26 protein-coding genes and 2 tRNA genes are annotated in these 26980 nt (G+C 69.8%); 19 read left to right on the forward strand and 9 right to left on the reverse strand.

The window, feature by feature from the left end:
- Positions 1-2 precede the first annotated feature (2 nt).
- Genes yidD through rpmH form a run of 3 tightly spaced genes read right to left on the reverse strand, consistent with a single transcriptional unit; the run spans position 3 to position 817 of the window.
- Entirely contained in the window at positions 3-314 is a 312-nt protein-coding gene (gene yidD, locus ISG29_RS19905) for a membrane protein insertion efficiency factor YidD (RefSeq protein WP_194505202.1), read from the reverse strand.
- The gene (gene rnpA, locus ISG29_RS19910; RefSeq protein ID WP_194505203.1) at positions 311-664 is read right to left on the reverse strand and encodes a ribonuclease P protein component; all 354 of its coding nucleotides are present in this window, start codon (positions 662-664) and stop codon (positions 311-313) included. The genes yidD and rnpA overlap by 4 nt, the downstream gene beginning before the upstream one ends.
- Before the next feature lie 15 nt (positions 665-679).
- Positions 680-817 (reverse strand): 50S ribosomal protein L34, encoded by a 138-nt coding sequence (gene rpmH, locus ISG29_RS19915; RefSeq protein WP_109507056.1) that lies wholly within the window; start codon positions 815-817, stop codon positions 680-682.
- Between the two features lie 546 nt (positions 818-1363).
- Between rpmH and dnaA the strand changes: the two genes are divergently transcribed.
- The 11 genes from dnaA to ISG29_RS19965 all read left to right on the forward strand — a co-directional run bounded on the left by dnaA (position 1364) and on the right by ISG29_RS19965 (position 13348).
- The gene (gene dnaA, locus ISG29_RS19920; protein WP_328829966.1) at positions 1364-2815 is read left to right on the forward strand and encodes a chromosomal replication initiator protein DnaA; all 1452 of its coding nucleotides are present in this window, start codon (positions 1364-1366) and stop codon (positions 2813-2815) included.
- A 365-nt stretch (positions 2816-3180) separates the two neighbouring features.
- Positions 3181-4314 carry a DNA polymerase III subunit beta gene (dnaN, locus tag ISG29_RS19925; protein ID WP_194505204.1) on the forward strand — a complete coding sequence of 378 codons (1134 nt, stop codon included), beginning with the start codon at positions 3181-3183 and terminating at the stop codon, positions 4312-4314.
- Between the two features lie 30 nt (positions 4315-4344).
- Entirely contained in the window at positions 4345-5310 is a 966-nt protein-coding gene (gnd, locus tag ISG29_RS19930; RefSeq protein WP_268927803.1) for a phosphogluconate dehydrogenase (NAD(+)-dependent, decarboxylating), read from the forward strand.
- Between the two features lie 36 nt (positions 5311-5346).
- Positions 5347-6519, forward strand: a complete 1173-nt coding sequence (gene recF / locus ISG29_RS19935; protein ID WP_194505206.1) for a DNA replication/repair protein RecF — start codon at positions 5347-5349, stop codon at positions 6517-6519.
- Positions 6516-7115 (forward strand): DUF721 domain-containing protein, encoded by a 600-nt coding sequence (locus ISG29_RS19940; RefSeq protein WP_328829968.1) that lies wholly within the window; start codon positions 6516-6518, stop codon positions 7113-7115. Before recF ends, ISG29_RS19940 begins: the two co-directional genes overlap by 4 nt.
- Before the next feature lie 185 nt (positions 7116-7300).
- Positions 7301-9454, forward strand: a complete 2154-nt coding sequence (gene gyrB / locus ISG29_RS19945) for a DNA topoisomerase (ATP-hydrolyzing) subunit B (RefSeq protein ID WP_194505207.1) — start codon at positions 7301-7303, stop codon at positions 9452-9454.
- A gap of 181 nt (positions 9455-9635) precedes the next feature.
- Positions 9636-12371 (forward strand): DNA gyrase subunit A, encoded by a 2736-nt coding sequence (gene gyrA, locus ISG29_RS19950; protein WP_194505208.1) that lies wholly within the window; start codon positions 9636-9638, stop codon positions 12369-12371.
- Positions 12368-12916, forward strand: a complete 549-nt coding sequence (locus ISG29_RS19955; protein WP_194505209.1) for a DUF3566 domain-containing protein — start codon at positions 12368-12370, stop codon at positions 12914-12916. The genes gyrA and ISG29_RS19955 overlap by 4 nt, the downstream gene beginning before the upstream one ends.
- A 72-nt stretch (positions 12917-12988) precedes the next feature.
- A tRNA-Ile gene (locus tag ISG29_RS19960) sits at positions 12989-13062 on the forward strand.
- A gap of 56 nt (positions 13063-13118) precedes the next feature.
- A complete protein-coding gene (locus tag ISG29_RS21170) occupies positions 13119-13244 on the forward strand; it encodes a DLW-39 family protein (protein WP_235960463.1) in 126 nt (41 codons plus the stop codon).
- A 31-nt stretch (positions 13245-13275) separates the two neighbouring features.
- Positions 13276-13348, forward strand: a tRNA-Ala gene (locus ISG29_RS19965).
- A gap of 47 nt (positions 13349-13395) precedes the next feature.
- Here the strand turns inward: ISG29_RS19965 and ISG29_RS19970 are convergent.
- Positions 13396-14061, reverse strand: a complete 666-nt coding sequence (locus tag ISG29_RS19970; RefSeq protein ID WP_194505210.1) for an SDR family NAD(P)-dependent oxidoreductase — start codon at positions 14059-14061, stop codon at positions 13396-13398.
- Positions 14062-14147: 86 nt separating this feature from the next.
- On the opposite strand from ISG29_RS19970, the gene ISG29_RS19975 reads away from it, so the two are divergent.
- The 5 genes from ISG29_RS19975 to ISG29_RS19995 all read left to right on the forward strand — a co-directional run bounded on the left by ISG29_RS19975 (position 14148) and on the right by ISG29_RS19995 (position 17924).
- Positions 14148-14858: a FadR/GntR family transcriptional regulator gene (locus tag ISG29_RS19975; RefSeq protein WP_194505211.1), complete on the forward strand. Its 711-nt coding sequence runs from the start codon at positions 14148-14150 to the stop codon at positions 14856-14858.
- A 26-nt stretch (positions 14859-14884) separates the two neighbouring features.
- Complete coding sequence (locus tag ISG29_RS19980; RefSeq protein ID WP_194505212.1) at positions 14885-15736, forward strand: sterol desaturase family protein; 852 nt, start codon at positions 14885-14887, stop codon at positions 15734-15736.
- 56 nt (positions 15737-15792) lie between these two features.
- A complete protein-coding gene (locus ISG29_RS19985; RefSeq protein WP_194505213.1) occupies positions 15793-16701 on the forward strand; it encodes a hypothetical protein in 909 nt (302 codons plus the stop codon).
- Between the two features lie 90 nt (positions 16702-16791).
- Positions 16792-17568, forward strand: coding sequence for an SURF1 family protein (locus ISG29_RS19990; protein ID WP_194505214.1), 777 nt, complete (start codon positions 16792-16794; stop codon positions 17566-17568).
- Positions 17565-17924 carry a DUF3817 domain-containing protein gene (locus ISG29_RS19995; RefSeq protein ID WP_328829976.1) on the forward strand — a complete coding sequence of 120 codons (360 nt, stop codon included), beginning with the start codon at positions 17565-17567 and terminating at the stop codon, positions 17922-17924. The genes ISG29_RS19990 and ISG29_RS19995 overlap by 4 nt, the downstream gene beginning before the upstream one ends.
- 59 nt (positions 17925-17983) lie before the next feature.
- On the opposite strand, the gene ISG29_RS20000 is transcribed toward ISG29_RS19995, so the two are convergent.
- Positions 17984-18826 carry a hypothetical protein gene (locus tag ISG29_RS20000; RefSeq protein ID WP_207793397.1) on the reverse strand — a complete coding sequence of 281 codons (843 nt, stop codon included), beginning with the start codon at positions 18824-18826 and terminating at the stop codon, positions 17984-17986.
- A 203-nt stretch (positions 18827-19029) separates the two neighbouring features.
- Between ISG29_RS20000 and ISG29_RS20005 the strand changes: the two genes are divergently transcribed.
- Both ISG29_RS20005 and ISG29_RS21780 read left to right on the forward strand, forming a co-directional pair.
- A complete protein-coding gene (locus tag ISG29_RS20005) occupies positions 19030-19539 on the forward strand; it encodes a peptidylprolyl isomerase (RefSeq protein ID WP_194505217.1) in 510 nt (169 codons plus the stop codon).
- 7 nt (positions 19540-19546) lie between these two features.
- On the forward strand, positions 19547-20488 hold the full coding sequence (locus ISG29_RS21780; RefSeq protein WP_207793398.1) for a rhomboid family intramembrane serine protease: 942 nt from the start codon (positions 19547-19549) through the stop codon (positions 20486-20488).
- 230 nt (positions 20489-20718) lie between these two features.
- On the opposite strand, the gene ISG29_RS20015 is transcribed toward ISG29_RS21780, so the two are convergent.
- Complete coding sequence (locus ISG29_RS20015) at positions 20719-21183, reverse strand: cell division protein CrgA (protein ID WP_194505218.1); 465 nt, start codon at positions 21181-21183, stop codon at positions 20719-20721.
- A gap of 72 nt (positions 21184-21255) precedes the next feature.
- On the opposite strand from ISG29_RS20015, the gene ISG29_RS20020 reads away from it, so the two are divergent.
- The gene (locus tag ISG29_RS20020; protein WP_328829980.1) at positions 21256-22047 is read left to right on the forward strand and encodes a DUF881 domain-containing protein; all 792 of its coding nucleotides are present in this window, start codon (positions 21256-21258) and stop codon (positions 22045-22047) included.
- A 53-nt stretch (positions 22048-22100) separates the two neighbouring features.
- On the opposite strand, the gene pknB is transcribed toward ISG29_RS20020, so the two are convergent.
- From pknB to ISG29_RS20035, 3 genes are read right to left on the reverse strand one after another with little or no spacing between them, the layout of a single operon-like run.
- A complete protein-coding gene (gene pknB / locus ISG29_RS20025; protein ID WP_194505219.1) occupies positions 22101-23885 on the reverse strand; it encodes a Stk1 family PASTA domain-containing Ser/Thr kinase in 1785 nt (594 codons plus the stop codon).
- Entirely contained in the window at positions 23882-25465 is a 1584-nt protein-coding gene (locus ISG29_RS20030) for a serine/threonine protein kinase (RefSeq protein ID WP_194505220.1), read from the reverse strand. Before ISG29_RS20030 ends, pknB begins: the two co-directional genes overlap by 4 nt.
- Complete coding sequence (locus ISG29_RS20035) at positions 25462-26967, reverse strand: peptidoglycan D,D-transpeptidase FtsI family protein (protein WP_194505221.1); 1506 nt, start codon at positions 26965-26967, stop codon at positions 25462-25464. The genes ISG29_RS20030 and ISG29_RS20035 overlap by 4 nt, the downstream gene beginning before the upstream one ends.
- Positions 26968-26980: the final 13 nt, after the last annotated feature.

Here is a 26980-nt window from a genome sequence, read left to right on the forward strand (position 1 = left end):
GTTCAGACTCCTTGCCGTTGTGGCCGACGACGAGAGGCCAGCGTCCAAGGCTGGTCGACGTCGGATGATTGCTCGTGAGGAATGCTCGCCACGGACCGCGACACACCGGGCACCGGATCGTAGCCGCCGGGTGCCCACGGATGGCACCGAAGGAGTCGTCGCGTCGCCAGCCACGACCCGCGCGAGGCTCCGTGGTGCGTCACGGCATCGAGTGCGTAGGCCGAGCAGCTCGGGTAGTAGCGGCAGACCTGCCCGTAGAGAGGGCTGATCGCGAAGCGGTAGGCCCGCAGGAAACCGATGAGCACCATCCTCATGGTCGAACTCGCTTTCCGGCCCGGGCCAGCGCCTCGTCGAGGTCGCGACCGAGCTGGCTCGCGGAGACCGTCGCCGAGGCAGGCAAGGCACGCACGACGACCGCCGTACCCGAAGGCAACTGGGAGAGCCGAGAGCGCAACAGGTGTCGCAGGCGCCGCTTGACCCGATTGCGCACGACAGCGTTGCCCACCCTCTTGCTCACCACGAGACCAGCCTGCGACGCCTTACCGAGCGAACCGTCGCTCGGCAGCAGGTGCACGACCAGCGAGTCGCGCCCTGCTCTGCTTCCCGACCGCGTCACGGCTCGGAACTGAGCCGAGCGACGCATCCGCTGGTCCGCGGCTAGCACCGTCGTGGAGCGGTGTCAGACGCTCAGGCTCTTGCGACCCTTGCGCCGACGCGAGCTCAGGATGGCCCGACCGGCGCGCGTGCGCATGCGCAGTCGGAAACCGTGCACCTTGTGGCGACGACGGTTGTTCGGCTGGTACGTACGCTTGCTCACGGCACTTCCCTACTCACTGACCCGGCTGTGCCGGGTCGCCTATTCGATGGTCATGGTGCGACTGGGTGCGTGCACGCACATCGCGCGGCGCCGGAGCGCCGAGGAGGTCCGGCGTGGCGACCGCGCAGACATGGACGCCACGCCTACGCTGACACACACCCCCAACACCACGCTTCGCTGGAGCGAAGGCGCAGGCTGACGGCAGTGACCGGCCAACGGTACGCGGCTGCGTCGAAGAGGGTCAAACCGTGCTCCACCCCGCGGCCGGCCTCCTGGCCCTCCCCCTGTGGAGAACATCTTGCTCGGGCGAGTGCGAGGGGTTAGGTTCGCCCGACACCACGACATCGTGGCCCGGCGAGACCCCAATGGTCTGGCGCGGGCCGGATCGGGCGACGCCGCGGCTTCGAAAACGCTCCTGACCTGCACCGAAGCATGCGGGACGGGCCTCGGGGTGCGACCCGCCCAGCAGTACTCGCACGGCCACGGAGCCTGGTCCACAACCTGTGGAGCAGCCTGTGGAGAACAACTGACGATCATCCGGGAGAGGTGGCAGCAGGCGTGGACGACGGCGCGCAGCAGGCCCAGACATTGGCTCAGGCCTGGCGTGACGTGGTCGGCGGCCTCGAACCCAAGCAGCGCGCCTGGCTGCGAGCCAGCGAGCCGGTCACGATGCACGGCACGACCGCGATCATCGCGGTCCCCAACGACTTCACCCGTCATCAGGTCGAGGGTCGCTTGCGCCCGCAACTCGAGGACTCGCTCTCCGTGGCGTTCGACCACGAGGTGCGCATCGCCGTGACCGTCACACCCGAGCTCGACGAGGAAGAGTCGGCCCCGGCAGACGAGGGCAATATATCGACATATCAACAGATCGATGAATCTTCCTCCTCCGTGCCCGCCGACGAGAACCCACCCCTCGCCGACGTCGTCAGCCTCGAACAGCGCACCAGCGCCCACGAGGCACGCCTGAACCCGAAGTACTCGTTCGAGACGTTCGTCATCGGATCCTCCAACCGCTTCCCGCACGCCGCCGCCGTCGCCGTCGCCGAAGCACCGGGCAAGGCCTACAACCCGCTGCTCGTCTACGGCGACTCCGGGCTCGGCAAGACGCATCTCCTCCACGCCATCGGCCACTACGTCCGCAGCCTCTACAGCGGATCCCGCGTGCGCTACGTCTCCAGCGAGGAGTTCACCAACGAGTTCATCAACGCCATCCGCGACGACCGGCAGGACCGCTTCAAGCGGCGCTACCGCGAGGTCGACGTCCTGCTCATCGACGACATCCAGTTCCTCGAGGGCAAGACACAGACCCAGGAGGAGTTCTTCCACACCTTCAACACCCTGCACAACGCGAACAAGCAGATCGTGCTGACCTCCGACCGCGCCCCCAAGCGACTCGAAGCCCTCGAGGACCGACTGCGCAACCGCTTCGAGTGGGGCTTGATCACCGACGTCCAGCCCCCCGACCTCGAGACCCGCATCGCGATCCTGCGCAAGAAGGCCGCGATGGACCGCCTCACCGCGCCGCCCGACGTCTTGGAGTTCATCGCCTCCAAGATCCAGACGAACATCCGCGAACTCGAGGGGGCGCTCATCCGGGTCACGGCCTTCGCCAACCTCAACCGCCAAGAGGTCGACATGACCCTGGCCAGCATCGTGTTGAAGGATCTCATCCCCGAGGGCGCCGAACCCGAGATCACCGCCGGCCTCATCATTGCCCAGACCGCGGCGTACTTCGGTCTCTCCATCGACGAGCTGACCGGCCCCAGCCGCGGCAGACATCTGGTGATGGCGCGCCAGATCGCCATGTACCTCTGTCGCGAGCTCACCGACCTCTCCCTGCCCAAGATCGGCGCCCAGTTCGGCAACCGCGACCACACGACAGTCATGTACGCCGATCGCAAGATCAACACCCTGCTCGCCGAACGCCGGGCGGTGTTCAACCAGGTCAGCGAGCTCACGAACCGGATCAAGGTGCAGGCCCGCCAGTCAGGGTGAGCCCGAGCATCTACTCGAGCACTGTGGACGGCTGGTCCCGGAACCTACGAACTACACGGGGAGGATCTGTGGAGGAGTCGCCGCGACCGTGCAGGTTCCCCGGCGCCGTGCACACCGAGAGCCCGCCCCTCCCCTGTGATTCCACAGCCCCTGTGCACCTCGATTGAGCCTTGCCACCTGCGCAAACGGACCTCCTCCACAGTTTCCACCGCTCCTACTCCCACCACTGGCCCCTACTCATCCCTCGAGACCTGCACACCTCTGCTCGATCGCGAACAGGGGAAAACCACCCTGGCGCTCCCTCAGTGCCACGAGCGCGTGGCAGGATTCGACTCCCACCTCGACAAGCGAAGGATTCGACTGAAGTGAAGTTCCGCGTCGAACGCGACGTCCTGGCCGACGCCGTCGCCTGGGCAGCGCGAAGCCTGCCGCTTCGTCCCAGTGCCCCCGTGCTCGCCGGACTCCTCATCGAGGCAGGAGGCGACGGACTCGTGCTCTCCTCCTTCGACTACGAGACCTCCGCTCGCGCCACGCTCGAGGCCGAGGTGCTGGAGGCCGGCCGTGCGCTCGTCAGCGGTCGGCTGCTCGCCGACATCTGCCGAAGTCTGCCCGCCAAGCCGGTCGAGCTCTCGCTCGAGGAAGCCCGGGTCTCACTGACTTGTGGCTCGGCCCGCTTCAGCCTCCAGACGATGCCGGTCGACGACTACCCCTCGTTGCCCACCATGCCCGCCGCCACGGGCACCGTCGACAGCGATCTCTTCGCTCATGCCGTCCAGCAGGCGGTCACCGCGGCCGGCCGCGACGACATGCTCCCCGTGCTCACCGGTGTGCGGCTGGAGATCGACGGAGACAGCGTCTCGCTGCTCGCCACCGACCGCTTCCGACTCTCCCTGCGCGAGTTGGTGTGGCGCCCAGGCACGCCCGACGAGACCCTCGCCGCCCTGGTGCCCGCCAAGGTGCTCGCCGACACGGCGAAGTCACTGACCGCCGGCAGCCAGGTCACCATCGCGCTCTCCGCAGGTGGCAGCGGTGAGGGGCTCATCGGTTTCGAGGGAGCCGGGCGCGGCGGAGTGCGCCGCACCACCACCCGGCTGCTCGACGGCGAGTTCCCGAAGGTCCGCAGCCTCTTCCCGACCGAGCACCTCACCACGGCGAGGGTCGAGAAGGCCGCCCTCATCGAGTCGGTCAAGCGCGTCGCTCTCGTCGCCGAGCGCAACACCGCCGTGCAGCTCGCCTTCACCGACGGCGTGCTCACGCTCGACGCGGGTTCGGGCGACGAGGCGCAGGCTTCGGAGTCGGTCGAGACCCAGATGACCGGTGAGGACCTCACCACCGGGTTCAATCCCCAATTCCTGCTCGACGGCCTCTCGGCGATCGACGAGGACACCGTCGAATTGGCGTTCACGCAGGCCTCGAAGCCGGTGGTCATCACCGGAGTCGGCGCCGACGACGACCCCGGGTTCCGCTACCTGCTGATGCCTCGGCGCCTGTTGTCGTGACCACCCACTCCTGACCGCGGACGACCGGCGCTGCGTACCGCTGGCTACCGTGGCCGCGTCACCGAAGGATCTGCCGCCAGCGCTAGAAGGAGCCGCCCCATGCATCTCGGTCTCGTCGGTCTCGGAAAGATGGGTGGCAACATGCGCACCCGCTTGCGCAACGCCGGGCACACGGTCGTGGGCTACGACCGCAACCAGGATCTCTCCGACTCCACCTCGTTGGCCGACATGGTCGATCAACTCCCGGAGCCGAAGGTCGTGTGGGTGATGGTGCCGGCCGGGGATCCGACGCATGGCACGATCGATGAGCTCAAGGGGCTCCTGGGCGAAGGTGACCTGGTCATCGATGGCGGCAACTCGCGCTACACCGACGACCAGGCCCACGCAGCGCAACTGGCAGAGCGTGGCATCGGCTTCGTCGACTGCGGCGTCTCCGGCGGAGTCTGGGGTCTCGAGAACGGCTACGCGCTCATGTGCGGCGGGGCAGACGAGTTCGTCGCCACGGCGCAGCCGATCTTCGATGCCCTCAAGCCCGACGGCGGCGGGTTCGTGCACGCGGGGCAGAAGGCGGGCGCCGGACACTTCGCCAAGATGGTCCACAACGGCATCGAGTACGCCATGATGCAGGCCTACGCCGAGGGCTGGGAGCTGCTCGAGGCGGTCGACCTCGTCGAGAACGTGCCCGAGGTCTTCGCCTCCTGGCGCGAGGGCACCGTCATCCGATCCTGGCTGCTCGACCTGCTCACCACCGCACTCGAGGACGACCATCACCTCGAGGCGCTCGAGGGCTGGGCCGACGACTCCGGTGAAGGTCGCTGGACCGTTCAGGCCGCCATCGACCACGCCGTGCCGATGAACGCCATCGCCGCTTCGTTGTTCGCCCGCTTCGCCTCGCGACAGGACGACTCCCCGGCGATGAAGGCGATCGCCGCGATGCGCAACCAGTTCGGCGGCCATGCGGTGCACGTCGGGCCACCCGCCGGCGCCCAGGGCTGACCGGCCGGCCCCTCACCCCACCTGATCGCGTTCGTCGTGCACGTCAGTCACCTCTCGCTGTACGACTTCCGCTCCTACCCGGTAGCGGAGGTCGCGCTGGAGCCAGGCGCCACGGCGCTCGTGGGTCGCAACGGGCAGGGCAAGACGAACCTCGTCGAGGCGATCGACTACCTCTCCCGCCTCTCCTCGCACCGCGTCGCCTCCGATGCCCCCCTGGTGCGGGCGGGTGCGGAGCGAGCGGTCGTGCGTGCCGCGGTCGTGCGCGAGGGCCGGACGGCGGTGCTCGAGGTCGAGATCAACCCGGGTCGCAGCAACCGGGCCAAGGTCAACCGCTCCGCGCTGCCACGCTCACGCGAGCTCATCGGGCTGGTCCGCACGGTGCTCTTCGCACCCGACGACCTCACCCTGGTGAAGGGCGACCCCGGTGACCGCCGACGGTTCCTCGACGATCTGCTCGTGCTGCGCGCGCCGCGGATCGCCGGCCTGCGCGCCGACTACGACCGGGTGCTGCGCCAGCGCAACAGCCTGCTCAAGACCGCGGGGGCCGCTCGCCGGGGCAGCAGCAGTGCAGAGGGCGCACTGGCCACCCTCTCGGTCTGGGACTCACACCTGGCCTCACTCGGTGCGGAACTTCTGGTGGCACGTCTCGACCTGGTCGATGCGATGCGCCCCTACGTCGCAGCCGCGTATGCGGCGGTCGCGCGAGGAGCCGGTCGCGACGCCGCCGATCTGGAGTACCGCCCCAGCGTCGAACTGCCCGACCAGCGTGACCTGCCCCAGGTCGAGAAGACCCTGCTGGCCGCGCTGGAGGACCGCCGTCGCGACGAGCTGGACCGCGGCGTCTCCCTCGTCGGGCCGCACCGCGACGAACTGCTTCTCACCCTGGCCACCGGGAGCGGCCCCGTCGACGTCGGCACCCGACTGCCGGTGAAGGGCTACGCCTCGCACGGGGAGTCGTGGTCGTTCGCGCTGGCCCTGCGGCTGGCCTCCTACGACCTGCTCCGCGACGACGGCGACGACCCGATCCTCATCCTCGACGACGTCTTCGCCGAGCTCGACTCCACGCGGCGCGACCAGCTCGCCTCTCTGGTGGCCGATGCCGAGCAGGTGCTGGTCACCGCCGCCGTGCCCGAAGACGTGCCCGCCGCACTCGCCGGACGCCGCTACACGGTGGCCGGCGGCGAGGTGCACGCCGAGGACGGGTCGTGACCCAGCCCCCCGGCCAGGACGGCGAGCACGAGGATCCGGATCGCAGCCGGGATCTCGACGAGGAACTGGCCCAGGGTCCGGCAGAGGACGAGGGCGAGGAGCACCGCACCGACGGACTCGACCTGGCCCGGCGCGCCGCCCGCTCCCTGGCCGCCGCGGGTGGCGAACCCGCCCGCAGGCGCCCGGGCCGTCGTCCGACCGGAGCGCCGAAGGCCGGACGCCGAGGCCGGCCCGACGACCGCGACCCGCAACTGCTCGACGGCAGCCTCTCCCGCCTGGTCTCCGACCGCGGCTGGGAGCTCGACCTGCGCGTGCACGGCATCTTCGGTCGCTGGCCCACCCTGGTCGGCGAGGAGATCGCCGCGCACTCGACACCGGAGACCTTCGACGACGGCCGCCTCGTCCTGCGCACCGACTCCACCGCCTGGGCGACCCAGCTCCGGCTGCTCACACCCCAACTGATCGCCCGGCTGGCCGACGAGCTCGGCGCCGGCACCGTCGCCTCGATCGAGGTGCTCGGCCCGCACGGCCCGTCCTGGCGCAAAGGCCCCCGCAGCGTGCGCGACGGCCGCGGCCCGCGCGACACCTACGGCTAAGGTCTCGGGCGTCAGCGCGCAGGCACTCAGCGGCGCCCTGGCGGGTCAAGGGACGTATGGGGCCACCACTACGGGGTCGCTCGTGCCTCTGAGCCGGGTTCTGGAGCCGCTGAGCGGCGGTCCTGAGACGACACGGACCCCTCGCCTGGGGACGACGCGTGTTCTGAGGCTCTCAGACCGGTATCATGGCGGGTGGGGGTCAGGCGTCGTCGACGCACACCCCCGCCATCTCGTGGTGCGATGCGCCGCCCCCTGCCCAGAAGAGGTCAGCAGTGTCCGAGCAGAGCCCCGTCGAACCGCCCAACGGAGTCGAATATGACGCCTCGGCCATCCAGGTCCTCGAAGGCCTCGAGGCCGTGCGCAAGCGTCCCGGCATGTACATCGGCTCCACCGGTGAGCGCGGCCTGCACCACCTCATCTGGGAGATCGTCGACAACGCGGTCGACGAGCGGATGGCGGGCTACTGCGACCGCATCGTCGTCACGCTGTGCGATGACGGCTCGATGCGCGTCGAGGACAACGGCCGCGGAATCCCGACCGACACCGCCGCCGGCCAGGAGTTGCCGGCCCTCACGCTCGCGCTCACCGTGCTGCATGCCGGCGGCAAGTTCGGAGGCGGTGGCTACAAGGTCTCCGGTGGCCTCCACGGTGTCGGCGTCTCGGTCGTCAACGCACTGTCGACCAAGGTGGTGGCCGAGGTGAAGAACCGCGGCCACCTCTGGCGCCAGACCTTCTCCAAGGGCGTTCCCGACGGCGGCCTGGAGCAGGTGCGCGCCATGGAGCCCGACGAGCGCACCGGCACCACCATCACCTGGTGGGCCAGCCCCGACATCTTCGAGACCACGGCGTACTCCCTGGAGACGATCACCTCCCGCATCCGCGAGATGGCGTTCTTGAACAAGGGCCTGGAGATCGTGGTCCGCGACGAGCGCGCAGGTGCCGAGGAGGTCGCCGAGGCCGTCGAGGACGACACCGTCTCGAACGACGTCGACGGCGGCGCCGACGCGCCGAAGTCGTCGTCCGGTGCCCTGGAGCAGGTGTTCCGCTACGACCGCGGTCTGGTCGACTTCGTCGAGCACCTCAACCGCTCGAAGACCGCCGCCAACCCGACCGTCATCAGCTTCGAGGCCGACAGCCCGGCGGGCACCGACAACGAGATGAGCCTCGAGATCGCGATGCAGTGGGCCGATGCGTACACCGAGTCGGTGCACACCTTCGCCAACGCGATCAACACCGCCGAGGGCGGCACGCACGAGGAGGGCTTCCGTGCGGCGCTGACGACCCTGGTCAACTCCTGGGGCGAGGACTGGGGCCTGATGAAGAAGCCCGATGACCGCGTCAAGGGCGAGGACATCCGCGAGGGCCTCACCGCGATCATCTCGATCAAGCTGGCCGAGCCGCAGTTCGAGGGCCAGACCAAGGGCAAGCTCGGCAACACCGAGGCGCGCGGGTTCACCCAGCGAGTCGTGCACGACCAGCTCGGCGCCTGGTTCGAGGAGAACCCGGCGGAGGGTCGCGAGATCATCCGCAAGGCCCAGGCCGCGGCCAACGCCCGCAACGCCGCGCGCAAGGCCCGCGATCTCGCCCGCGACCGCAAGGGCCTGCTCGGCAAGTCCGGGCTACCCGGCAAGCTCGCCGACTGTCAGTCCACGAGTCCCGGCGAATGCGAGATCTTCGTCGTCGAGGGCGACTCCGCCGGCGGCTCGGCCAAGTCCGGTCGCGACCCGCGGGTGCAGGCGATCCTCCCGATCCGCGGCAAGATCCTCAACGTCGAGAAGGCGCGCATCGACAAGGTGCTCGGCAACACCGAGGTGCAGTCGATCATCTCCGCGCTCGGCACCGGCATCCACGACGAGTTCGACCTCGAGAAGCTGCGCTACCACAAGGTCGTGCTGATGGCCGACGCCGATGTCGACGGTCACCACATCAACACGCTCCTGCTCACGTTGCTGTTCCGGTTCATGAAGCCGCTCATCGAGCATGGGCACGTCTACATGGCCCAGCCACCGCTGTACCGGCTGCGGTGGAACAAGCCGGCCGAGCACGAGTTCGTCTACTCCGACGCCGAGCGCGACGCGCTGCGCGACGCGGGCCTCGCCGCCGGCAAGAAGCTGCCCAAGGAGAACCCGGTCCAGCGGTACAAGGGTCTCGGTGAGATGAACGCCGACGAACTCTGGGAGACCACGATGGACCCCGACAACCGGCTGCTGCTCCAGGTCACCCTCGACGACGCCGCGCACGCCGACGAGATCTTCTCCATCCTCATGGGCGAGGACGTCGACCAGCGCCGCTCGTTCATCCAGCGCAACGCTAAAGACGTCCGATTCCTGGACATCTGACAGGAGCCACGATGCACGCACGCTCGCCGCGTTGGCAGAGCTCGACGACCCGCTTCGCTCAGAGGTCGCCTTCGCTCCGCCGCCTTGCGATCGCACGCACCTCGTGACGCCTGCCTAGATGCCTATCCGGCTATCTAATGAATCCTCTAGAAATGCTTAGAGCAACACAGAGAGAGACATCGTGACCCAGACCCCCACCGACGGCGGCACCCCGGGCGGACGGATCGAGCGCGTCGAGCTCCAGACCTCGATGCAGCGCTCCTACATCGACTACGCGATGGCGGTCATCGTCGGCCGTGCGCTGCCCGACGTCCGCGACGGCCTCAAGCCGGTGCACCGCCGGGTGCTCTACGCGATGGACGACGGCGGCTACCGCCCCGACCGAGGCTTCTCCAAGTGCAGCCGCGTCGTCGGCGACGTCATGGGTCAGTACCACCCGCACGGCGACTCCGCCATCTACGACACCCTCGTGCGGCTCGCGCAGCCGTGGGTGATGCGGGCGCCACTGATCCAGGGGCAGGGCAACTTCGGCTCACCGGGCAACGACCCGGCCGCGGCCATGCGGTACACCGAGTGTCGGCTCGCCCCGCTGGCCATGGAGATGGTCCGCGACATCGACGAGGACACCGTCGACTTCCAGCCGAACTACGACGGCCGCTCCTCGGAGCCGACGATCCTGCCCGCCCGCTTCCCGAACCTGCTGGTCAACGGCTCGGCCGGCATCGCCGTCGGTATGGCCACGAACATCCCGCCGCACAACCTGCGCGAGGTCGCCGAGGGCGCCATCTGGGCGCTCGAGCACCCCGATGCCACCCGCGAGGAGCTCCAAGATGCGCTGATCGAGCGCATCAAGGGCCCCGACTTCCCGAACGCCGCCCTCATCGTGGGCCGCGAGGGCATCGAACAGACCTACCGCACCGGCCGGGGCTCGGTCACCCAGCGCGCGGTCATCGAGGTCGACGAGGACTCCAAGGGCCGCACCTGCCTGGTGATCACCGAGCTGCCCTACATGGTCAACCCCGACAACCTGGCGCTGAAGATCGCCGAGCTGGCCGACTCGGGCAAGGTGCAGGGCATCGCCGACGTCCGCGACGACACCTCCTCTCGCACCGGGCAGCGCCTGGTCGTCGTCCTCAAGCGTGACGCCGTGGCGCGGGTGGTGCTCAACAACCTGCTCAAGCACACCGAGCTGCAGACCAACTTCAGCGCCAACATGCTGGCGCTGGTCGACGGCGTGCCGCGCACCCTGACCATCGACCAGTTCATCAGCAACTGGGTCGCCCACCAGATCGAGGTCATCCAGCGGCGCACCCGCTACCGCCTCGCCGAGAAGCAGCGCCAGGCCCACATCTACCGCGGTCTGGTCAAGGCGCTCGACGCCCTCGACGAGGTCATCGCGCTGATCCGTCGCAGCCCCGAGGTCGACGACGCACGCACGGGCCTGATGGAACTGCTCGACATCGACGAGGTGCAGGCCAACGCCATCCTCGAAATGCAGCTCCGCCGTCTCGCGGCCCTGGAGCGGCAGAAGATCGTCGACCACCTCGCCCAGCTCGAGGAGGAGATCGCCGACCTCGAGGACATCTTGGCCAACGAGGCCCGGCAGCGCTCGATCGTCGCCGAGGAGCTCACCGGGATCGTCGACAAGTTCGGCGACGACCGACGCACCCAGATCATCGCGGCCGACGGCGACCTCTCGATGGAGGATCTGATTCCCGACGAGGAGGTCGTCGTCTCGATCACCCGCGGCGGGTACGCCAAGCGCACCCAGCGCGGGCTCTACCGCACGCAGAAGCGCGGCGGCAAGGGTGTGCGCGGTGCGAGCCTGCGCGGCGACGACGTCGTGGAGCACTTCATCGCCACCACCAGCCACCACTGGCTGCTGTTCTTCACCACCGCCGGCCGGGTCTACCGCACCAAGGCCTACAACCTGCCCGAGGCCGCGCGCGACGCCAAGGGTGGCCACGTGGCCGGGCTGCTGTCGTTCCAGCCGGACGAGCAGATCGCCCAGGTGCTCGCGATCCGCGACTACGAGCAGGCGCCGTACCTGGTGCTTGCCACGCGCAACGGCCTGGTCAAGAAGACCCGCCTCGGCGACTACAACTCCCCGCGGCAGGCAGGCGTCATCGCCATCAACTTCCGCGATCCACACCCGACTCTGGGGCAAGACGAGCTGATCGGCGCCGAGCTGGTCTACGGCGAGGACGACGTGCTGTTGGTCTCGCGGCTGGGTCAGGCGATCCGGTTCCGCGCCGACGACACCCAACTGCGCCCGATGGGGCGTGCGACGTCCGGCGTCACGGGCATGAAGTTCCGCGGCGACGACTCGCTGCTGTCGATGTCGATCATCCGCGCTGCGCAGGTGGCCGCCGAGGAGGCCGCGGGTCTCGCGGAGCAGACCGAGGAGTCGCCCGACGTCGAGGCGAGCGCCGAGCAGGTCGCCGAGGTCAAGCCGCAGTACGTCTTCACCATCACCGACGGAGGCTTCGCCAAGCGCTCGCGCATCTCCGAGTACCGCCTCCAGTCGCGAGGCGGCCTCGGTATCAAGGCGATGGCGCTCACCAACGCCGACCGTGGCGGACTCGTGGGCGCATTCATCGTCGAGGACGGCGACGAAGTGCTCTCCATCACCGCCACCGGTCAGGTCGTTCGCAGCCCCATCGACGACGCCTTCCGCCCGACGGGCCGCTCCACCCAGGGCGTGAAGTTCGTGACGCCGAAGCGGGGCGACACGGTCGCGGTCGTCGCCCGGTCGGTCGAGGCCACCGAGGACGACGCGGCCGACGAGGTTCCCGCTGTCGAGGGGGCACCCGACGCGGAGACATCGCCCGATCTGGGGTCGGATGCAACAATCGAGGCCGACGACGCGTCAACGGATGTGTCCGACTCGACCGAAACCCCCGAGGATGACCGATGACCGAACGGACCACCGAGACCCGTGCCGGCGGCAGCGCCGGCACGAGCACGAGCGGGTCCCTGGCAGATCGTGTGCAGGCTCGGCTGAGCCGGGCCTCGGAGGAGCACGAGGCCAACAAGTCCGCCGCAGCCGGGTCCGCGACGACCCCGAAGACGTCGTCCGCGGCCGCCCGCAACCCGCGCCGCGCCCGCCTGCGGCTCACCCGCATCGACCCGTGGTCGGTGATGAAGACCGCGTTCCTGCTCTCGGTCGCCTTCGGCATCGTCACCGTCGTCTCCGTGCTGGTCGTGTGGACCGTGCTCGGCGGTGCCGGCGTGTGGGACTCGCTGAACAAGACCGTCACCGACGTCGTCGGCCCGAACTCCGCGTCGTCCTTCAACGTCGAGGACTACATCGGCACCTCGCGCGTCATGGGCTTCTCGATGCTCGTGGCCGCGATCGACGTCGTGCTCATCACCGCCGCGGCGACGCTCGGAGCGTTCCTCTACAACATGGCCGCAGCCCTACTCGGCGGCATCGAGGTCACGCTCGCCGAGGACAACTGAGCCGTTTTGTCGCCTGACCTGCGGGTCGGGTAACGTCTCGCCTCGGTCCGCGGGGTACCGCGACCACCTCGAGGGCCTATAGCTCAGACGGTTAGAGCGCTTCCCTGATAAGGAAGAGGTCACAGGTTCAAGTCCTGTTAGGCCCACTCACACGGGGGCTCCGCCCCCACACCCCGATCCCTCGGAATCCGCGGAGGCCGACATGAAGAAGATCCTTCTCCTCGCACTCGCCGCCGGCGGCGCGGTCTTCGCGAAGAAGAAGATGGACGGTTCCCGCGCCGAGGCCGCACTCTGGGCCGAGGCCACCGACCCGGTCGCCCGCAACTGACCCACCACCTCGACGGCCTCCGCCGTCGCCAGGGGCCTTGGCGCAATTGGTAGCGCACCTGCTTTGCAAGCAGGGGGTTAGGGGTTCGAGTCCCCTAGGCTCCACCGATGAGACCGCAGGTCGGCTCGCGCAGCGCACCCTCCGCGGATCCTCACCCGTCGTAGGGCACATGAGCCGTCCAGCCGTCGGCGTCCCGCGCGACGGCAGCCCACATCGCGTCGGCGATGGGGGTGGGGGAGAACGGGCCCTCCTTCGCCAGCGCCCCGTTGATCTGGACGGCGACCGCACGGATGTCGTCGTCCGCGAGCACGCCGTCGAGGCTGGCGACGAGGTTGCGGACGGCGGCCTTCTGCACGCCTAGCGACGCAGCGGCCGGGTTCGGTTCGTCCGCGGCCATGCTGCCGGTCACCAGCACGCGCGACCCGGAGGACTGGAACGGGCGGGCGGCCTGGACGGCCGGGAGGAGGACGCCCGCGCCGAGGGCGACGTCCTCGAGCAACTCGGGCACGGTGAGCTCGAGAGGGTTGCGCTCACGCCAGAAGCTGGGGTTGAAGTGCAGCACGTCGATGCGGCCGTGCCGCTCCCCGACCCCACGCACCACGGCCGAGACGTCGGCGGGATCGGCCAGATCGACGGCCACACCCTCGGCCGCGAAGCCCTCGGCGACGAGCGCGGCCGCCAACGGCTCGGCGTCCGCTTCAGTGCGCGTGGCGAGCACGGCGAGGTACCCCTCGCGCGCGAACCGGCGGGCCACGGCCAGCCCGAGGCCCGGGCCGGCACCGAGGACGAGCAGGACGGGGCTTTCAGTCGTGTTCATGGCCGGACCCTAGCCAAGAACCGTCGTGATCCAGGTAACTGGTCCAACCAGTTGACCTCAGACCAACGACGACGCATCCTCTTCGCATGGACATCACGCCGGTCACCCGCAGCGCCGTCTCCGACGTGGTCTTCGGGCAGCTCGTGGCCGAGATCCTCTCCGGCCGCCTAACACCCGGCGACGCGCTGCCCGGCGAGCGCGAGCTGGCCGAGCGGTTCGAGGTGAACCGGCACGCGGTGCGCGAGGCGCTCAAGCGCGTGCAGCAGGCCGGGCTGGTGCGCATCAGCCAGGGCGGCAAGACCCGGGTGCTCGACTGGCGCGGACACGCCGGTCTCGACACCCTCTCGCAGTTGGCCGCCGCCGGCGCCCTGACCCCGCTCGAGATCCTGCGCGACATCAGCGAGATGCGGCGATCGGTCGCCGCCGACGCCGCCCGGCTCTGCGCCGAACGGGCCAGCGACGACCAGATCGGCATCGTCCTCGCCGCGGCGCAGGCCTACCCGATCGACTCCTCCGCGATCGCCGACACCTTCGCCCCCGACCTCGACTTCTGGACAGCCGTGATCGAGGGGTCGGGCAACATCGCCTACCGCCTCGGCTTGAACACGCTCGTCGCCGGCTTCACCGAGATCGGCTGGCAGACCGTCGTCGACCTCGGCCTCGGCGAGGAGTACGTCGACCGCGACGCCCACCAGCACCTCGCCCGCCTCATCGCCGACCGCGACGCCGACGGCGCCCAGCGACTCGCCGCAGACCTGCTCGGCCGCACCGTCGCGCGCATCGCCGCGCACCTCTGACACCCCTGCTCACCCGAGGAGCACCCATGTTCGACCTGATCCAGCACGCGATCCCCGTGTTCATCGTCTGCCTCGCGCTCGAGGCGGCGTCGTTCTACTTCCTACCCGACGACGACGAGCTCGGGTACGACGTGCGCGACGCCCGCACCAGCGTGGCGATGGGGCTGGGCAACGTGGCGGTCAACCTGGGCTGGAAGCTCGTCGTCGTGGCGGTCTACGCCGCCGCCTACCTCGTCAGTCCGTGGCAGCTCCCGGCCGACCACCCGCTCACCTGGGTGGCGCTGTTCTTCGCCGACGACCTCGCCTACTACGCCTACCACCGCACGCACCACACGATCCGGATCCTCTGGGCCAGCCACGTCGTGCACCACTCCAGCGAGTTCTACAACCTCTCCACCGCGCTCCGACAGCCGTGGACGCCGTTCAGCTCACTGCCGTACTGGCTGCCGCTGGCATTCCTCGGGTTCTCGCCGTGGATGATCCTGCTCCAGCAGTCGATCAGCCTGCTCTACCAGTTCTTCATCCACACCGAGCGCATCGGCCGGCTCTGGAAGCCGATCGAGCTCGTGATGAACACCCCCTCGCACCACCGCGTGCACCACGGCTCGAACACCCAGTACCTCGATAAGAACTACGGCGGCATCCTCATCGTGTGGGACCGCCTCTTCGGAACCTTCGAGGCCGAGGGTGAGCGCGTGCGCTACGGCCTGACCAAGAACGTGAACACCTTCAACCCGGCCCGCGTGGCCACCCACGAGTTCGCCGCGATCGGGCGCGACGTGTGGCGGGCGAGCACCTGGCGAGACCGCTGGGGGCACGTGGTCAGGGGGCCCGGATGGCAGCCGACCACGACGACGCGGCACGACGTCTCGGCCTGATGTGCCGGATCACCGTTTCGGTCTCACGCGGCTCACCCAGGTGGCACACTTCCCCCGTGCGAACACGTGTGCTCCCGACGCTCCTGGCTGCCCTGGTGGCGGCCACGGCGACAGCCTGCGGTTCGTCGATCCCCTCGCCGGAGGAGACCGCGATCCCGACTGCGGCAGCGGCGCCCGTCGTCGACGAGGGGCGCCCCACGCCCGCTGAGATCGCCGTCCAGCACGTGCCGGACGACGTCAGCGCGATCGCGGTGACCGACTTCGACGCCGTGGCCCTCGACCTCGGCATCACCAAGCTCTCCAGTGACCTGACGCCGGCCGCGCGGGCGTCGTTCTGGAAGCGCGCGCAGACCCAGACCGCGATGCTCTCCTCGGGCGTGCTGCGCCCCGCCGAGACCCAGCTGCTCTCACAGTTCTCCTTCGGCCAGGAGGACGTCGGCTGGGAGGCGCTGCTCTACGACGACGCCGGCAAGCAGGTCGGCTGGATCCTCGGACTGCACGCCATCATCGACCCCCAGGCGGTCGAGAAGGCGGTCAAGGCCGGCGTGGGCCCGCTCAAGGGCGCCCGCGTCGACGCGGCCGACGGGCTCGTCCTCTCCGGCGAGGCCGGCGACGGCTCCTCCACGTGGTCCGGCCCCGCGACCCTCGCGCTCCTCGGCGACGGAGCCGTGTCGACCTACGTCGAGCAGGGCTGCGTGCCGTCTTCGGACGACTCCGGCCTCCTGCCGCTGGACGCCTACTCGATGAGCTTCCAGACCGAGCTCGCCACCGCACGGCTCGGGGCCGACCGCACCGATGTGTTCACGCGCCTCCAGCTCACCGACGACACTCCCGGCATCGGTGGCGCGCTGCGTGATGGTGTCGCCGACCCGCGGTCGGGCCGCCTGGGCTTCCAGATCGTCGACCCCGGCGACGCCGCCACGCTCACCCTGCGACGCCGCCTCGGCTTCACCGCCTGCGGCTGAGCGTCGTCCGGCGCGTGCCGGGCGCGAGCCGCGCCTTCGGACGTCGCGCACGGTGGTCGCGGCCCCAGGTCGCGACGGGAGACTTGCAGCGTGCCGCGTACGCTGAACGGCGTGACGTCGGCGTTCGCCCCCCGCTTGTGGGGAGGGCACCTGCTGGCCCTGCTACTCGTCGCCGCGACTCTCGCACTGGGCTGGTGGCAGTACTCCGCCTATCAGGCGCAACGCGCCGCCGAGAGCCGAGACCTCACCCACGCTGCGGCGAAGCCGCTCACCTCGGTGATGGGGGGCAACGACCCGTTCCCGGGCAACGAGGTGGGCCAGCCCATCACCGCCACCGGCACCTGGGTCGGCGGTGGGACGGTGTTCGTCTCGGGGCGGGAGCACGGCGGCCGCGAGGGCTACTGGGTGGTCACCCCGCTGGCGATCGGCACCCCCGACGGTTCGGCTCTGCCGATCGTGCGGGGCTGGGTGGCCTCACTCGCCGACGCGCCGCCTCCGCCGAGCGGCACGGCCACCGTGCAGGGCTGGCTCCAACCGACCGATGGCACCGGTGAGGTCGACACCGACCGCAGCGACGACGTCATCCCGCAGGTGCGCACCGCGGACCTGATCCAACACGTCGACCAGGACCTCTACGACGCCTACGCGGTGCTCGACCTCTCAGCGGTGCGCGCCGACGGCGAGCCGGACGACGCCCGCGGCCTGGTCCAGGCCGATCTCGCCGAGCTGCCACCCCCGGCGGGCGGCACCGGCCTGCGCAACCTGCTCTACGCCATCGAATGGGTCTTCTTCGCCGCGTTCGTGGGCTACGTGTGGTGGCGGTGGGTGCAAGAACGCATCCAGGAGGTCAGTACCGTGGCGGCGTGAAGCTGTTCGCCACCTACCGCGTGCTGGCCCTCCTCGTCGGGGTGCTGCTGGCCTTCTGCTCCCTGGTGGCCATGCCACTGAAGTACCTCGCCGCCGACGGCGGCACCTGGCAGCGTTTCGGCGAGCAGGCGAGCATCCTCTGGGTGGCCCACGGCTGGGTGTTCATGATCTACGTGGTCGTGGCGTTCGCACTGTCGCGCAAGGCCGGCTGGAGCATCGCCTTCACTCTGGTCGCCCTGGTGGCGGGCCTGGTACCGCTGCTCATCTTCTGGGTCGAGCGTCAGGTGGTCCGCAAGGTGCGCGACGAGAACCCGGAGCTCACCAGCAGCGAGCCCACGGGCGCCGTCTCGTCGTGAACGACCCCTCGGGGGACGATTCCTGACCCCTCGGGGGACGATGTGCGACCCCTCGGGGATCAGTTCTTGTCGGAGTCGATCTCGACGACCTCGGCCGGCTCGTCCGGTGTGGTGGGCTCGGAGCTGGCCGCGGCCTCGTCGGAGAGCGCCTCGTCGGGCGAGGATCCGGCGCTGTCGTCGGCCGGCGCCGCCTCCGGAGCCGGCGCGGGAGCGGCGGCGGGCTTCGGAGGCGTGGGGGGAGCCGGCACGTAGGAGGACTCCCAGGTCGGCTCCGACTTGCCGGTGAGCTTCTTGTAGGCGACACCACCGGCGGCCGCGACCACGCCCAAGAGGGCGATCTTCTTCAGCTTCGAGCCCTTCTTCGGCTGCTCACCGCGCAGCTCCAGCGCCTTGGCCTGGGCCAGCTCGCCCAGCTCGCCGGCCTTGGTGCCGGCCGCCTCGGCGAGATCCTGGGCCAACGGCACGGCGCGGTCGCGCGCGTCGGCCAGCACCGGGCCGGCCTTCTCCTGGGCCACCTTCTGGGCCTCGGCGAGGTACGGCGCAGCCTTGTCGCGCGCATCGGCGAGGAACGGCGCCGCCTTCTTCTGGGCCTTTTTCTGGGCATCCGCCACGTACGGCGCGGCCTTCTTGCGGGCCTCGGCGACGTAGGGCGCCGCCTTGTCGCGCGCCTCGGAGACGTAAGGGGCGGCCTTGTCGCGAGCGTCGGCGAGCGCGGGGCCTGCCTTCTCACGAGCCTCGGCGAGCGCGGGGCCCGCCTTGTCACGGGCCTCCGAGACCAGCTCGCGGGCCTCGTCGAGACCACGGCTCACGGCCGCCTCGACCTGCGGCCGGTAGGTGTCGACAGCCGACTCGATGGCGTCGGTGGCCTTCTCGAAGTACGTCTTCTTGCGCCGGAGCCGCATGGGATCCACATCCTCCTGGTCGATTACCACCATCAGATCACGATGCCCCGACCAGCCGGCGCGCGCCCTGGAGCGCAGGGCATGGCGACCCGGTCGGATAGGCATCCGTGCAAGGATCGTCCCGCATCGACGGGACGCACAAACCACCCGGAAGTGCCCGAGTCCCACCGCACGATCCACCCGCACGCGAGCGAAAGGCAGTCATGGCGTACTCGCAGGCCATCTTGAAGACGAACAAGGGCGACATCACCCTGGATCTCTTCGGCAACCACGCACCGGAGACGGTCGACAACTTCACCGGCCTCGCCTCCGGTGAGAAGAAGTACAAGGCAGGCGACAAGTCCGGCCCGTTCTACGACGGGTTGATCTTCCACCGCGTCATCTCCGGCTTCATGATCCAGGGCGGCTGCCCCACCGGCACCGGCACCGGCGGTCCGGGCTACCAGTTCAAGGACGAGTTCCACCCCGAGCTCCAGTTCGACCGGCCCTACCTGCTCGCCATGGCCAACGCCGGCCCCGGCACCAACGGCTCGCAGTTCTTCATCACCGTGGGCCCGACGCCGCACCTCAACCGCCGACACACGATCTTCGGCGAGGTGGCCGACCAGCCCTCGCGCGACGTCGTCGACGCCATCGCGACCACGCGGACCGGCCCGGGCGACCGCCCCACCGAGCCGGTCGTCATCGAGTCGGTCGAGCTCGTCGAGTCCTGACCGACCCGTGACCCAGCCGCCCACCCCCGGGCCGACCGACCCGGCCGGAGTGCCCACCTGTTACCGGCACTCCGGCCGTGAGGCCCACATCCGCTGCCAGCGCTGCGAGCGTCCGATCTGTCCCGACTGCATGCGGGACGCCTCCGTCGGCTTCCAGTGCCCCTCGTGCGTCGCGGAGGGGCAGAAGTCGACACGCTCGGGGCTGACCCGCTTCGGCGGTCGCCGCAGCAACGACCCGCGCAGCACCACGCTGGCCCTCATCGGTCTCAATGTGGCGGTGTGGGTGGCCGTGCTCGTCACCGGTGGCTCGGGGTCGAGGCTGGTCGACTGGCTGGGCCTGCACGTGCAGGGCGTGTGCATGGCCGGCGGTGGGCAGTACTACCCGCACATCGACTCCGCGGCCGTGTGCGGAGCGGCCCAGGGCGACTGGCTCCCCGGGGCGGAGAACGGCGCCCTGTGGCAGCTCGTGACCTCGGGCTTCCTGCACGTCTCGCCCCTGCACATCGGCTTCAACATGCTGGCGCTGTACTTCATCGGCCCACAGCTCGAGCAGATGCTGGGCCGAGCGCGCTTCCTCGCGCTCTACCTGATCTCCCTGGTGTGCGGCTCGGCGGTCGTCGTGTGGGCGGCGAGCGACCTCCAGACGACCCTTGGCGCCTCGGGCGCCATCTACGGGCTCTTCGCGGCGCTGTTCGTGGTCGCGCGACGCATCCACGCCGACATGCGCCAGCTCTTCGCGCTGCTGGCCGTCAACGTCGTCTTCACCTTCACCGGGGCCAACATCTCGTGGCAGGGGCACCTGGGCGGGTTCATCGGCGGCCTGCTGCTCACCAGCGTCTTCGTCTACGCCAAGGGCGGACCCCGCCGCGCGTTGCTGCACGCCCTCGGCTCGGCAGCGGTGCTGCTCTTAGCCCTCGGCGCGATCGCGCTGCGTCTGCTCAGCGCCTGAGACCGACGCGACCTGCAGCCCGCCCGTCGCCGTCCGAGCCGTGCTCGGACGGCGCTTCGGCCTGCGCTCGGAGGTGTGGCCGGCGGTCGTGGTCGTCCACACCTGGGGAGGAACATGTGGAGAACTACACGGCTGTGATTCGTCCACAGAGTTCTCCCCAGCTGTGAAAAAGCAGCCGACCCGCCGCACCTGCAGAGGGCGGCGGGTCTGGACGGCGGGTCGGGGGGCTACTACTCCCAGCGGGTGGCGAAGGTGAAGCCGACCGCCATGAACGCGATCCCGACCACCAGGTTCGACTGCCGCAGGTCGTTCATCACGGGGATGCTGTCGATCTTGCCGTCGGCCACCACGTAGAACGTGCAGATCCACAGCAGTCCGACGATGAAGCAGCCGAGCATGCCGGCGACGACACCACGACCGCGCCCGAGCGGGGTGCTGGGGTGTGCGGAGAGGGCCAGGCCCAAGAAGAAGAGACCGAACCCGATGACGTAGTTCCACCGCTCGAGGTCGGCGAGGAACGCCGGCGAGCCCGCCTTGGAGTCCGCGACGAACGGGTCGGCGCGCATCGCGACGTAGTAGTAGACGATCCAGGCGATGCCGAGGACGACGAGCAGGAGCGACACGACGAATCGCACCGACAGCACCGCACCCTTCGGTCTGGTGTCGAAGGGATCGTCGGTCCGCTTGAGCTTCACCTGCGCTCCTGAAGAATCTGCCGGGCCGCGCCGGGTCGTCCGGCGCGTGTGTGCGGCCCTACCCTAGACGTCGTGAGCCGAGGAACCCATGCGAGCCCCGCCACCGGGGGATCCGAGAGTTCCGAGCGCAGTCCGCGCAGGGCTCCGCGGGGGCTCGCCTGGCGCATCGGGACGCCGCTGGTCGTGCTGGTCTGTGGCTCGCTGTTCGTCGTGAGCAACGTCAACAGTGAGGGCACCGACCTGCGCCCCGGGCGCTACACCGACCTGGCCTCGCTGGTGCAAGCGGAGTCCGACCAGTACGAGGGCCTCCGTCGCCAGGTGCAGGATCTCAGCGACCAGGTGACGCAGCTGACCTCCAAGGTGGGAGACCGGCAGACGCTCCGGGCGCAGCAGCGAGTCACGCAGTTGAAGGATCCCGCCGGTCTCGAGCCGGTCCGCGGCGCCGGCGTCACGGTGACGCTGAGCGACAGCCCCCTCACCGACGACGACACCGAGCAGCCCTCGAAGTACCTGGTGGTGCACCAGCAGGACGTGCAGGCGGTCGTCAATGCGATGTGGCGCGGTGGTGCGCAGGCAGTGACCGTGCAGGGCCAGCGCATCGTGTCGACGACCGGCATCCAGTGCCAGGGCAACTCGATCACACTCCAGGGCGTGCCCTACCCGCAGCCGTTCGTCATCTCGGCCGTGGGCGACCCCACGACGCTGGAGGGCAGCCTCCTCGACGACGACTACGTCGCCTTCTACCGGTCGCAGTCCCAGCAAGAGGACGTACAGATCGGCTGGGACATGCAGGCCGATGCCGACCTCACCGCGCCCGCGTACGCCGGTCTGCTCGACCTCAGCTACGCCAAGCCCCTCGCCTGAAGGGCAGGCCCGACCGCTCTGCTCGTGCGGCCCGGGAGGCGCTGCCGCGGGGGTCAGGGCGACGGCGAGGTGCTACTGCTGGGACTCGATCCGGGCAGCGACGGCGAGGAGCCGTCGCTGGGCGAGGCCGAGTCGCTGGGCGAGCTGGAGTCGGTGGGGCTCGGGGATTTCGTGGGCTTCTCGTAGTCGTTGACCACGATGTTGACGTCTTGGCCCTGCTCGAGCGGGGTGCCCCCCGTCGGCGACTGACGCAGCACGACGCCCTTGGCCTTCGAGGAGTCGGTGTCCTTGCTGATGAGCACGTTGAAGCCGGCGTCGCTGAGCACCTTCTGGGCTTCGGCCTGCTTCATGCCGGTCACGTCGGGAACCTCGGTCGGCCCGCGCGACACCGTCAGGTTGATCGGCGTGCCCTCCTGGGCCTGGGTACCGGATTCGGGGTTCTGGGACAGCACCTGGTTGCGGGGCTCCTGGGAGTCCGTACGGCTGACCGTCACCTTGAACCCGGCCGCCTTGAGGGTCTCCTTCGCGACATCGAGTTGCTGGTCGACGACGCGCGGCACCTCCTTCTCGGCCTTGCCGGCACTGATCGTGAGGGTCACCTGGGTACCGGGGGTCACGAAGGAGTCGCCACTCGGATCCTGGTCGAGCACCCTGCCGGCGGGCTTGTCGGAGTTCTCGAACACCGAGTTGGGGTTCACCTCGAAGCCGGAGTCGCCCAGCGTCTGCCGGGCCGCGGCCTCGTTCTTTCCGACCACATCGGGTACCTGCACGTCGTCAGGACTGGAGGGGAACAGTCGCGGCCAGAGCAGCACCCCGGCCACGACGAGGGCGATGACCAGCAGGCCGAGGAGCACGAGGGCGCCGACCGGTGGTCGGTCGTCCTCGTCGGCCTCGGGCAACGGCGTCGGGGCAGGCGTCGGCGTGGGTCGCGCCGCGGCGACGGTCGTCGTGGTGGGCACCGGTACGGCCGGCGGCCCGGCGTGGACGGGCGCGCCTGCGAGGTAGCGCTCGATGTCGGTGCGCATGGCGGCCGCGGACTGGTAGCGATCCTCGACCCGCTTGGCCAGTGACTTCATCACGATGGCGTCGAGCTCGGGCGGGATCTCCTCGTCGAAGTCCGACGGCGGTCGAGCCTGCTCGCGCACGTGCTGGTAGGCGACGGCGACGGGCGAGTCGCCGACGAACGGCGGACGCCCGGCGAGCAGCTCGTAGAGCAGGCAGCCGGCGGAGTAGACGTCGCTGCGCGAGTCGACGGTCTCGCCGCGCGCCTGCTCGGGAGAGAGGTACTGGGCGGTGCCCACGACGGCGGCGGTCTGGGTCATCGTCGACGACGCGTCGGAGACCGCGCGGGCGATGCCGAAGTCCATCACCTTGACGTCGCCACCCGGTGTCAACATGACGTTGCCGGGCTTGATGTCACGGTGGATGATGCCGGCCCGGTGGCTGTAGTCGAGTGCCGCGAGAACGCCGCTGGTGATCTCCAGCGCTCGTTCGGGCAGGATCTTGCGACCCTCGCGCAGCACGTCGCGCAGGGTACGACCGGCCACGTACTCCATCACGATGTAGGGCTGGTCGACCCCGGAACCATCGGTGGCGGGCTCCTCGCCGGTGTCGTAGACGGCCACGATCGACGGGTGGTTCAGCGACGCCGCAGACTGCGCCTCGCGACGGAACCGGGCCTGGAACGTGGCATCACTGGCCAGATCGGTGCGCAGCCGCTTGACGGCGACCACGCGACCCAGCCGGGTGTCGGTGCCCTTGCGCACCTCGGCCATGCCGCCGCGGCCCAGCAGCTCGCCGAGCTCGTAGCGCCCTCCGATCAGCAGGGGTTCGCTCATCCGTCGCTCCCGTCGGCGACGGGACCGATGGAGGCGTTGCTGTCACGGCTCGCGATCCCGCCGAGCGGGCCCGCCGCCGAGGGAGACGTGCTGTCGCTGGGCGCCGAGGACGACGTACTCGACGAGGGCGAGGGACTGTCGCTGGGGCTCGGGGCCGGGCCCCAGTAGCTCACCGTGACGGTGTCGCCCTCGGTGAGCGTGCCGGTGGGGTTGAGCTTCTCGACGATGTTCTCGTCGTGGCTGCCGTCGTTGTCGAGTTCGTCGAGCTTCACGTTCAGTCCGCGGTCGCCGAGCTCGGCCTGCACGTCGCGGTAGTCGCGGCCGACGTAGTCGTCGGGATCCACCTGCAGGGTGGCCGGTGCGCTGCTCTCGGGAGCGGAGGACGACTGGGTCGGCTGACTGCTCTGTGAGGTGGGTGGGCTCGAGGCGGTGTCACGCGGCGAGGCGTCGTCGTCGCCCGAGGTCAAGACGAGCACGATCACCAAGATGATGGCCGCGATCAGCGCGACCACGAGCAGCACGACGGCGGCCGAGGTGCGGCGTCCAGAACCCTCTGAGGTGGTCGTGGTGGTCGTGGGGGTCGGTGTGGGGGTCGGATCGAGAGGTACGGGCGCGGCGACCGGCATGACCGAGGTGGCGTCGGACGGGGCCGCGGGCGCGACCGTGGTCGCGACGTCGTCGACGCCCCCTACGGCACCGTCGGCCCCGTCGGGATGGCGCAGGGCGGCGGCGAAGGCGGTCGCGCCCTCCCAGCGCGCGTCGGGCTCCTTGGCCAGCGCGCGTCGGACGACGGCGGCCAGCGGTCCGGGGACGCTCGAGGGCAGCTCGGGCACCGGCTCGTTGAGGTGGGCCATCGCGGTCGCGACGGGGGAGTCGGCCTGGAAGGGACGGCGCCCGGCCAGGCACTCGAACGCGACGCAACCGAGTGCGTAGACGTCGGACTTGGCGGTCGCGGTGCGGCCGCGGGCCTGCTCGGGGGAGAGGTACTGGGGGGTGCCCATGACCTGCCCGGTCTGGGTGATGCCCACCGCGTCGGCGGCCCGTGCGATGCCGAAGTCGGTGATCTTGATGGTGCGGTCGGGGGTCACGATGAGGTTGGCCGGCTTGACGTCGCGGTGCACGATGCCGGCCCGGTGCGCGGCGGCGAGGGCGTCGGCCGCCTGTGCCATCAGGGGCGCGACGACCCCGGGCTCCATCGGGCTCCCGGGGCGCATCAGCGCGGAGAGCGGCTGGCCGTCGACGAGCTCCATGACCAGGTAGGCGCTCGGGGTGCCGGGGGAGTCGCCGGTTGCCTCGCCGAAGTCGTAGACCGCGGCGATGCCGGGGTGGTGCAGCGCGGCGGCGTGGCGGGCCTCGGTCTCGAAACGGGTGCGGAACGCGCGGTCGTCGGCGTATTCGGGCTTGAGCATCTTGACCGCGACGGTGCGGCCGAGCGTGGTGTCGGTCGCGCGCCACACCTCGCCCATGCCGCCCGTGGCGATGCGGCTCTCCAGCCGGTAGCGGTGGGCGTCGTCGGCGAAGCGCTCGGCGCCATCCCCGCCGCTGCTCGGGATGCCCTGGGTGGGGGTCTCGTCGTTCACGGGTTGATCACCGCCTCCATGATCGCCTTCGCGATGGGTCCGCCCAGCGCCCCACCGGCGATCTCGCCACGGGGCACGTTGGGCGCCTTCTGGATCATGACCGCCACCGCGACCTCGGGGTCGTCGGCCGGTGCGAAGGACACGAACCAGGCATAGGGCGGCGCGTCGGTGCCGGTCTGCGCGGTGCCGGTCTTGCCGGCCACCGATACGCCGGGGATCTTCGCCTCGTAGGCGGTGCCGTCGTCGACGACCGAGACCAAGAGGTCGGTGAGCTGGCTGGCCGTGGAGGAGCTGATCGCCTGGGAGATCGTCTCGGGCTGGGTCTTCTCGATCTGCTCGAACTCCGGGCTCTGGATCTCGTCGACCACGTAGGGCCGCATGACCTTGCCGTCGTTGGCGATGGCCGCGGTCACCATCGCCATCTGGAGCGGGGTGGCGCGCACGTCGTACTGACCGATGCCCGACTGGCCCGTCTGCGGCTCGTTGGCGTCGTCCGGGAACACGGAGGTGGCCTGCGGGGTCATGTCGGTGAAGTACTGCTGGTCGAAGCCGAACGCGTCGGCCTGCTCACGCAGCTTGTCGGCGCCGACCTCGATGGCCATGTGGGCGAAGGAGGTGTTGCAGGAGTTCTCCAGGGCCTGGGCGAACGGGATGCGGCCGGTGCCGCAGTCGCGGCCCTCGTTGTCGACCAGGCCGGTGTCGCCCGTGGTCTGCGGCAGCTGGTAGGTCGCGCCGCCGGGCACCAGGTCGTCCTTGGTGTAGAGGCCGTCTTGGATGGCCGCCGCCGCGGTGACGATCTTGAACGTCGACCCGGGAGGCAGCGTGGTCTGGATGGCCCGGTTCAGCAGCGGCTGCGAGGAGTCGTTGTCGAGGCTGTCGCCGACCTTGGTGACCTGCGAGAGGTCGTGCGAGGCCAGCTTGTTGGGGTCGAAGCTGGGCAGCGAGACCATCGCCAGCACCTTGCCGGTGCGAGGCTCGAGCGCCACGACCGCGCCCTCGCCCGAGGGCCCGAGCACGTTCTTGAGGCCGTTGTAGGCGGCCTCCTGCGCCTTCGGGTCGATGGTGAGCGAGACGTTGCCGCCCACGGGCTCCTTGTTGCTGAGCATGTCGACCAGACGGGTCACGAACAGGCGGTCGTCGTCGCCGGAGAGGACGTCGTTCTGGGTCTGCTCGATGCGGCGCTGACACGTCGAGCAGCTTCCGCTCTGGGCGTTGAAGTAGTTGTACCAACCCGTGATCTGGGCGTACATGAGCGGCCGGGTGTACTCGCGCTGGAAGAGGTACTGGTCCTTCGAGGGCACGGACTTCGCGATCGGCGTCTGGTTCTGGCCCACCAGGATGGCGCCGCGCTGCTGGGAGAACGACGCGTCGACGGCGCGCCGGTTGCGCGGGTCGTTGTCGAGACTCGAGGCCTTCCAGTACTGCAGGTAGGTCACGTTGGCCATGAGGGCCAAGAAGAGCACCAGGCAGAACAGCGAGATGGTGCGGATCGGCTTGTTCATCGGTTCCTCCTCC

The sequence above is a fragment of the Nocardioides acrostichi genome (assembly GCF_015319165.1).
GTDB lineage: Bacteria > Actinomycetota > Actinomycetes > Propionibacteriales > Nocardioidaceae > Nocardioides > Nocardioides acrostichi.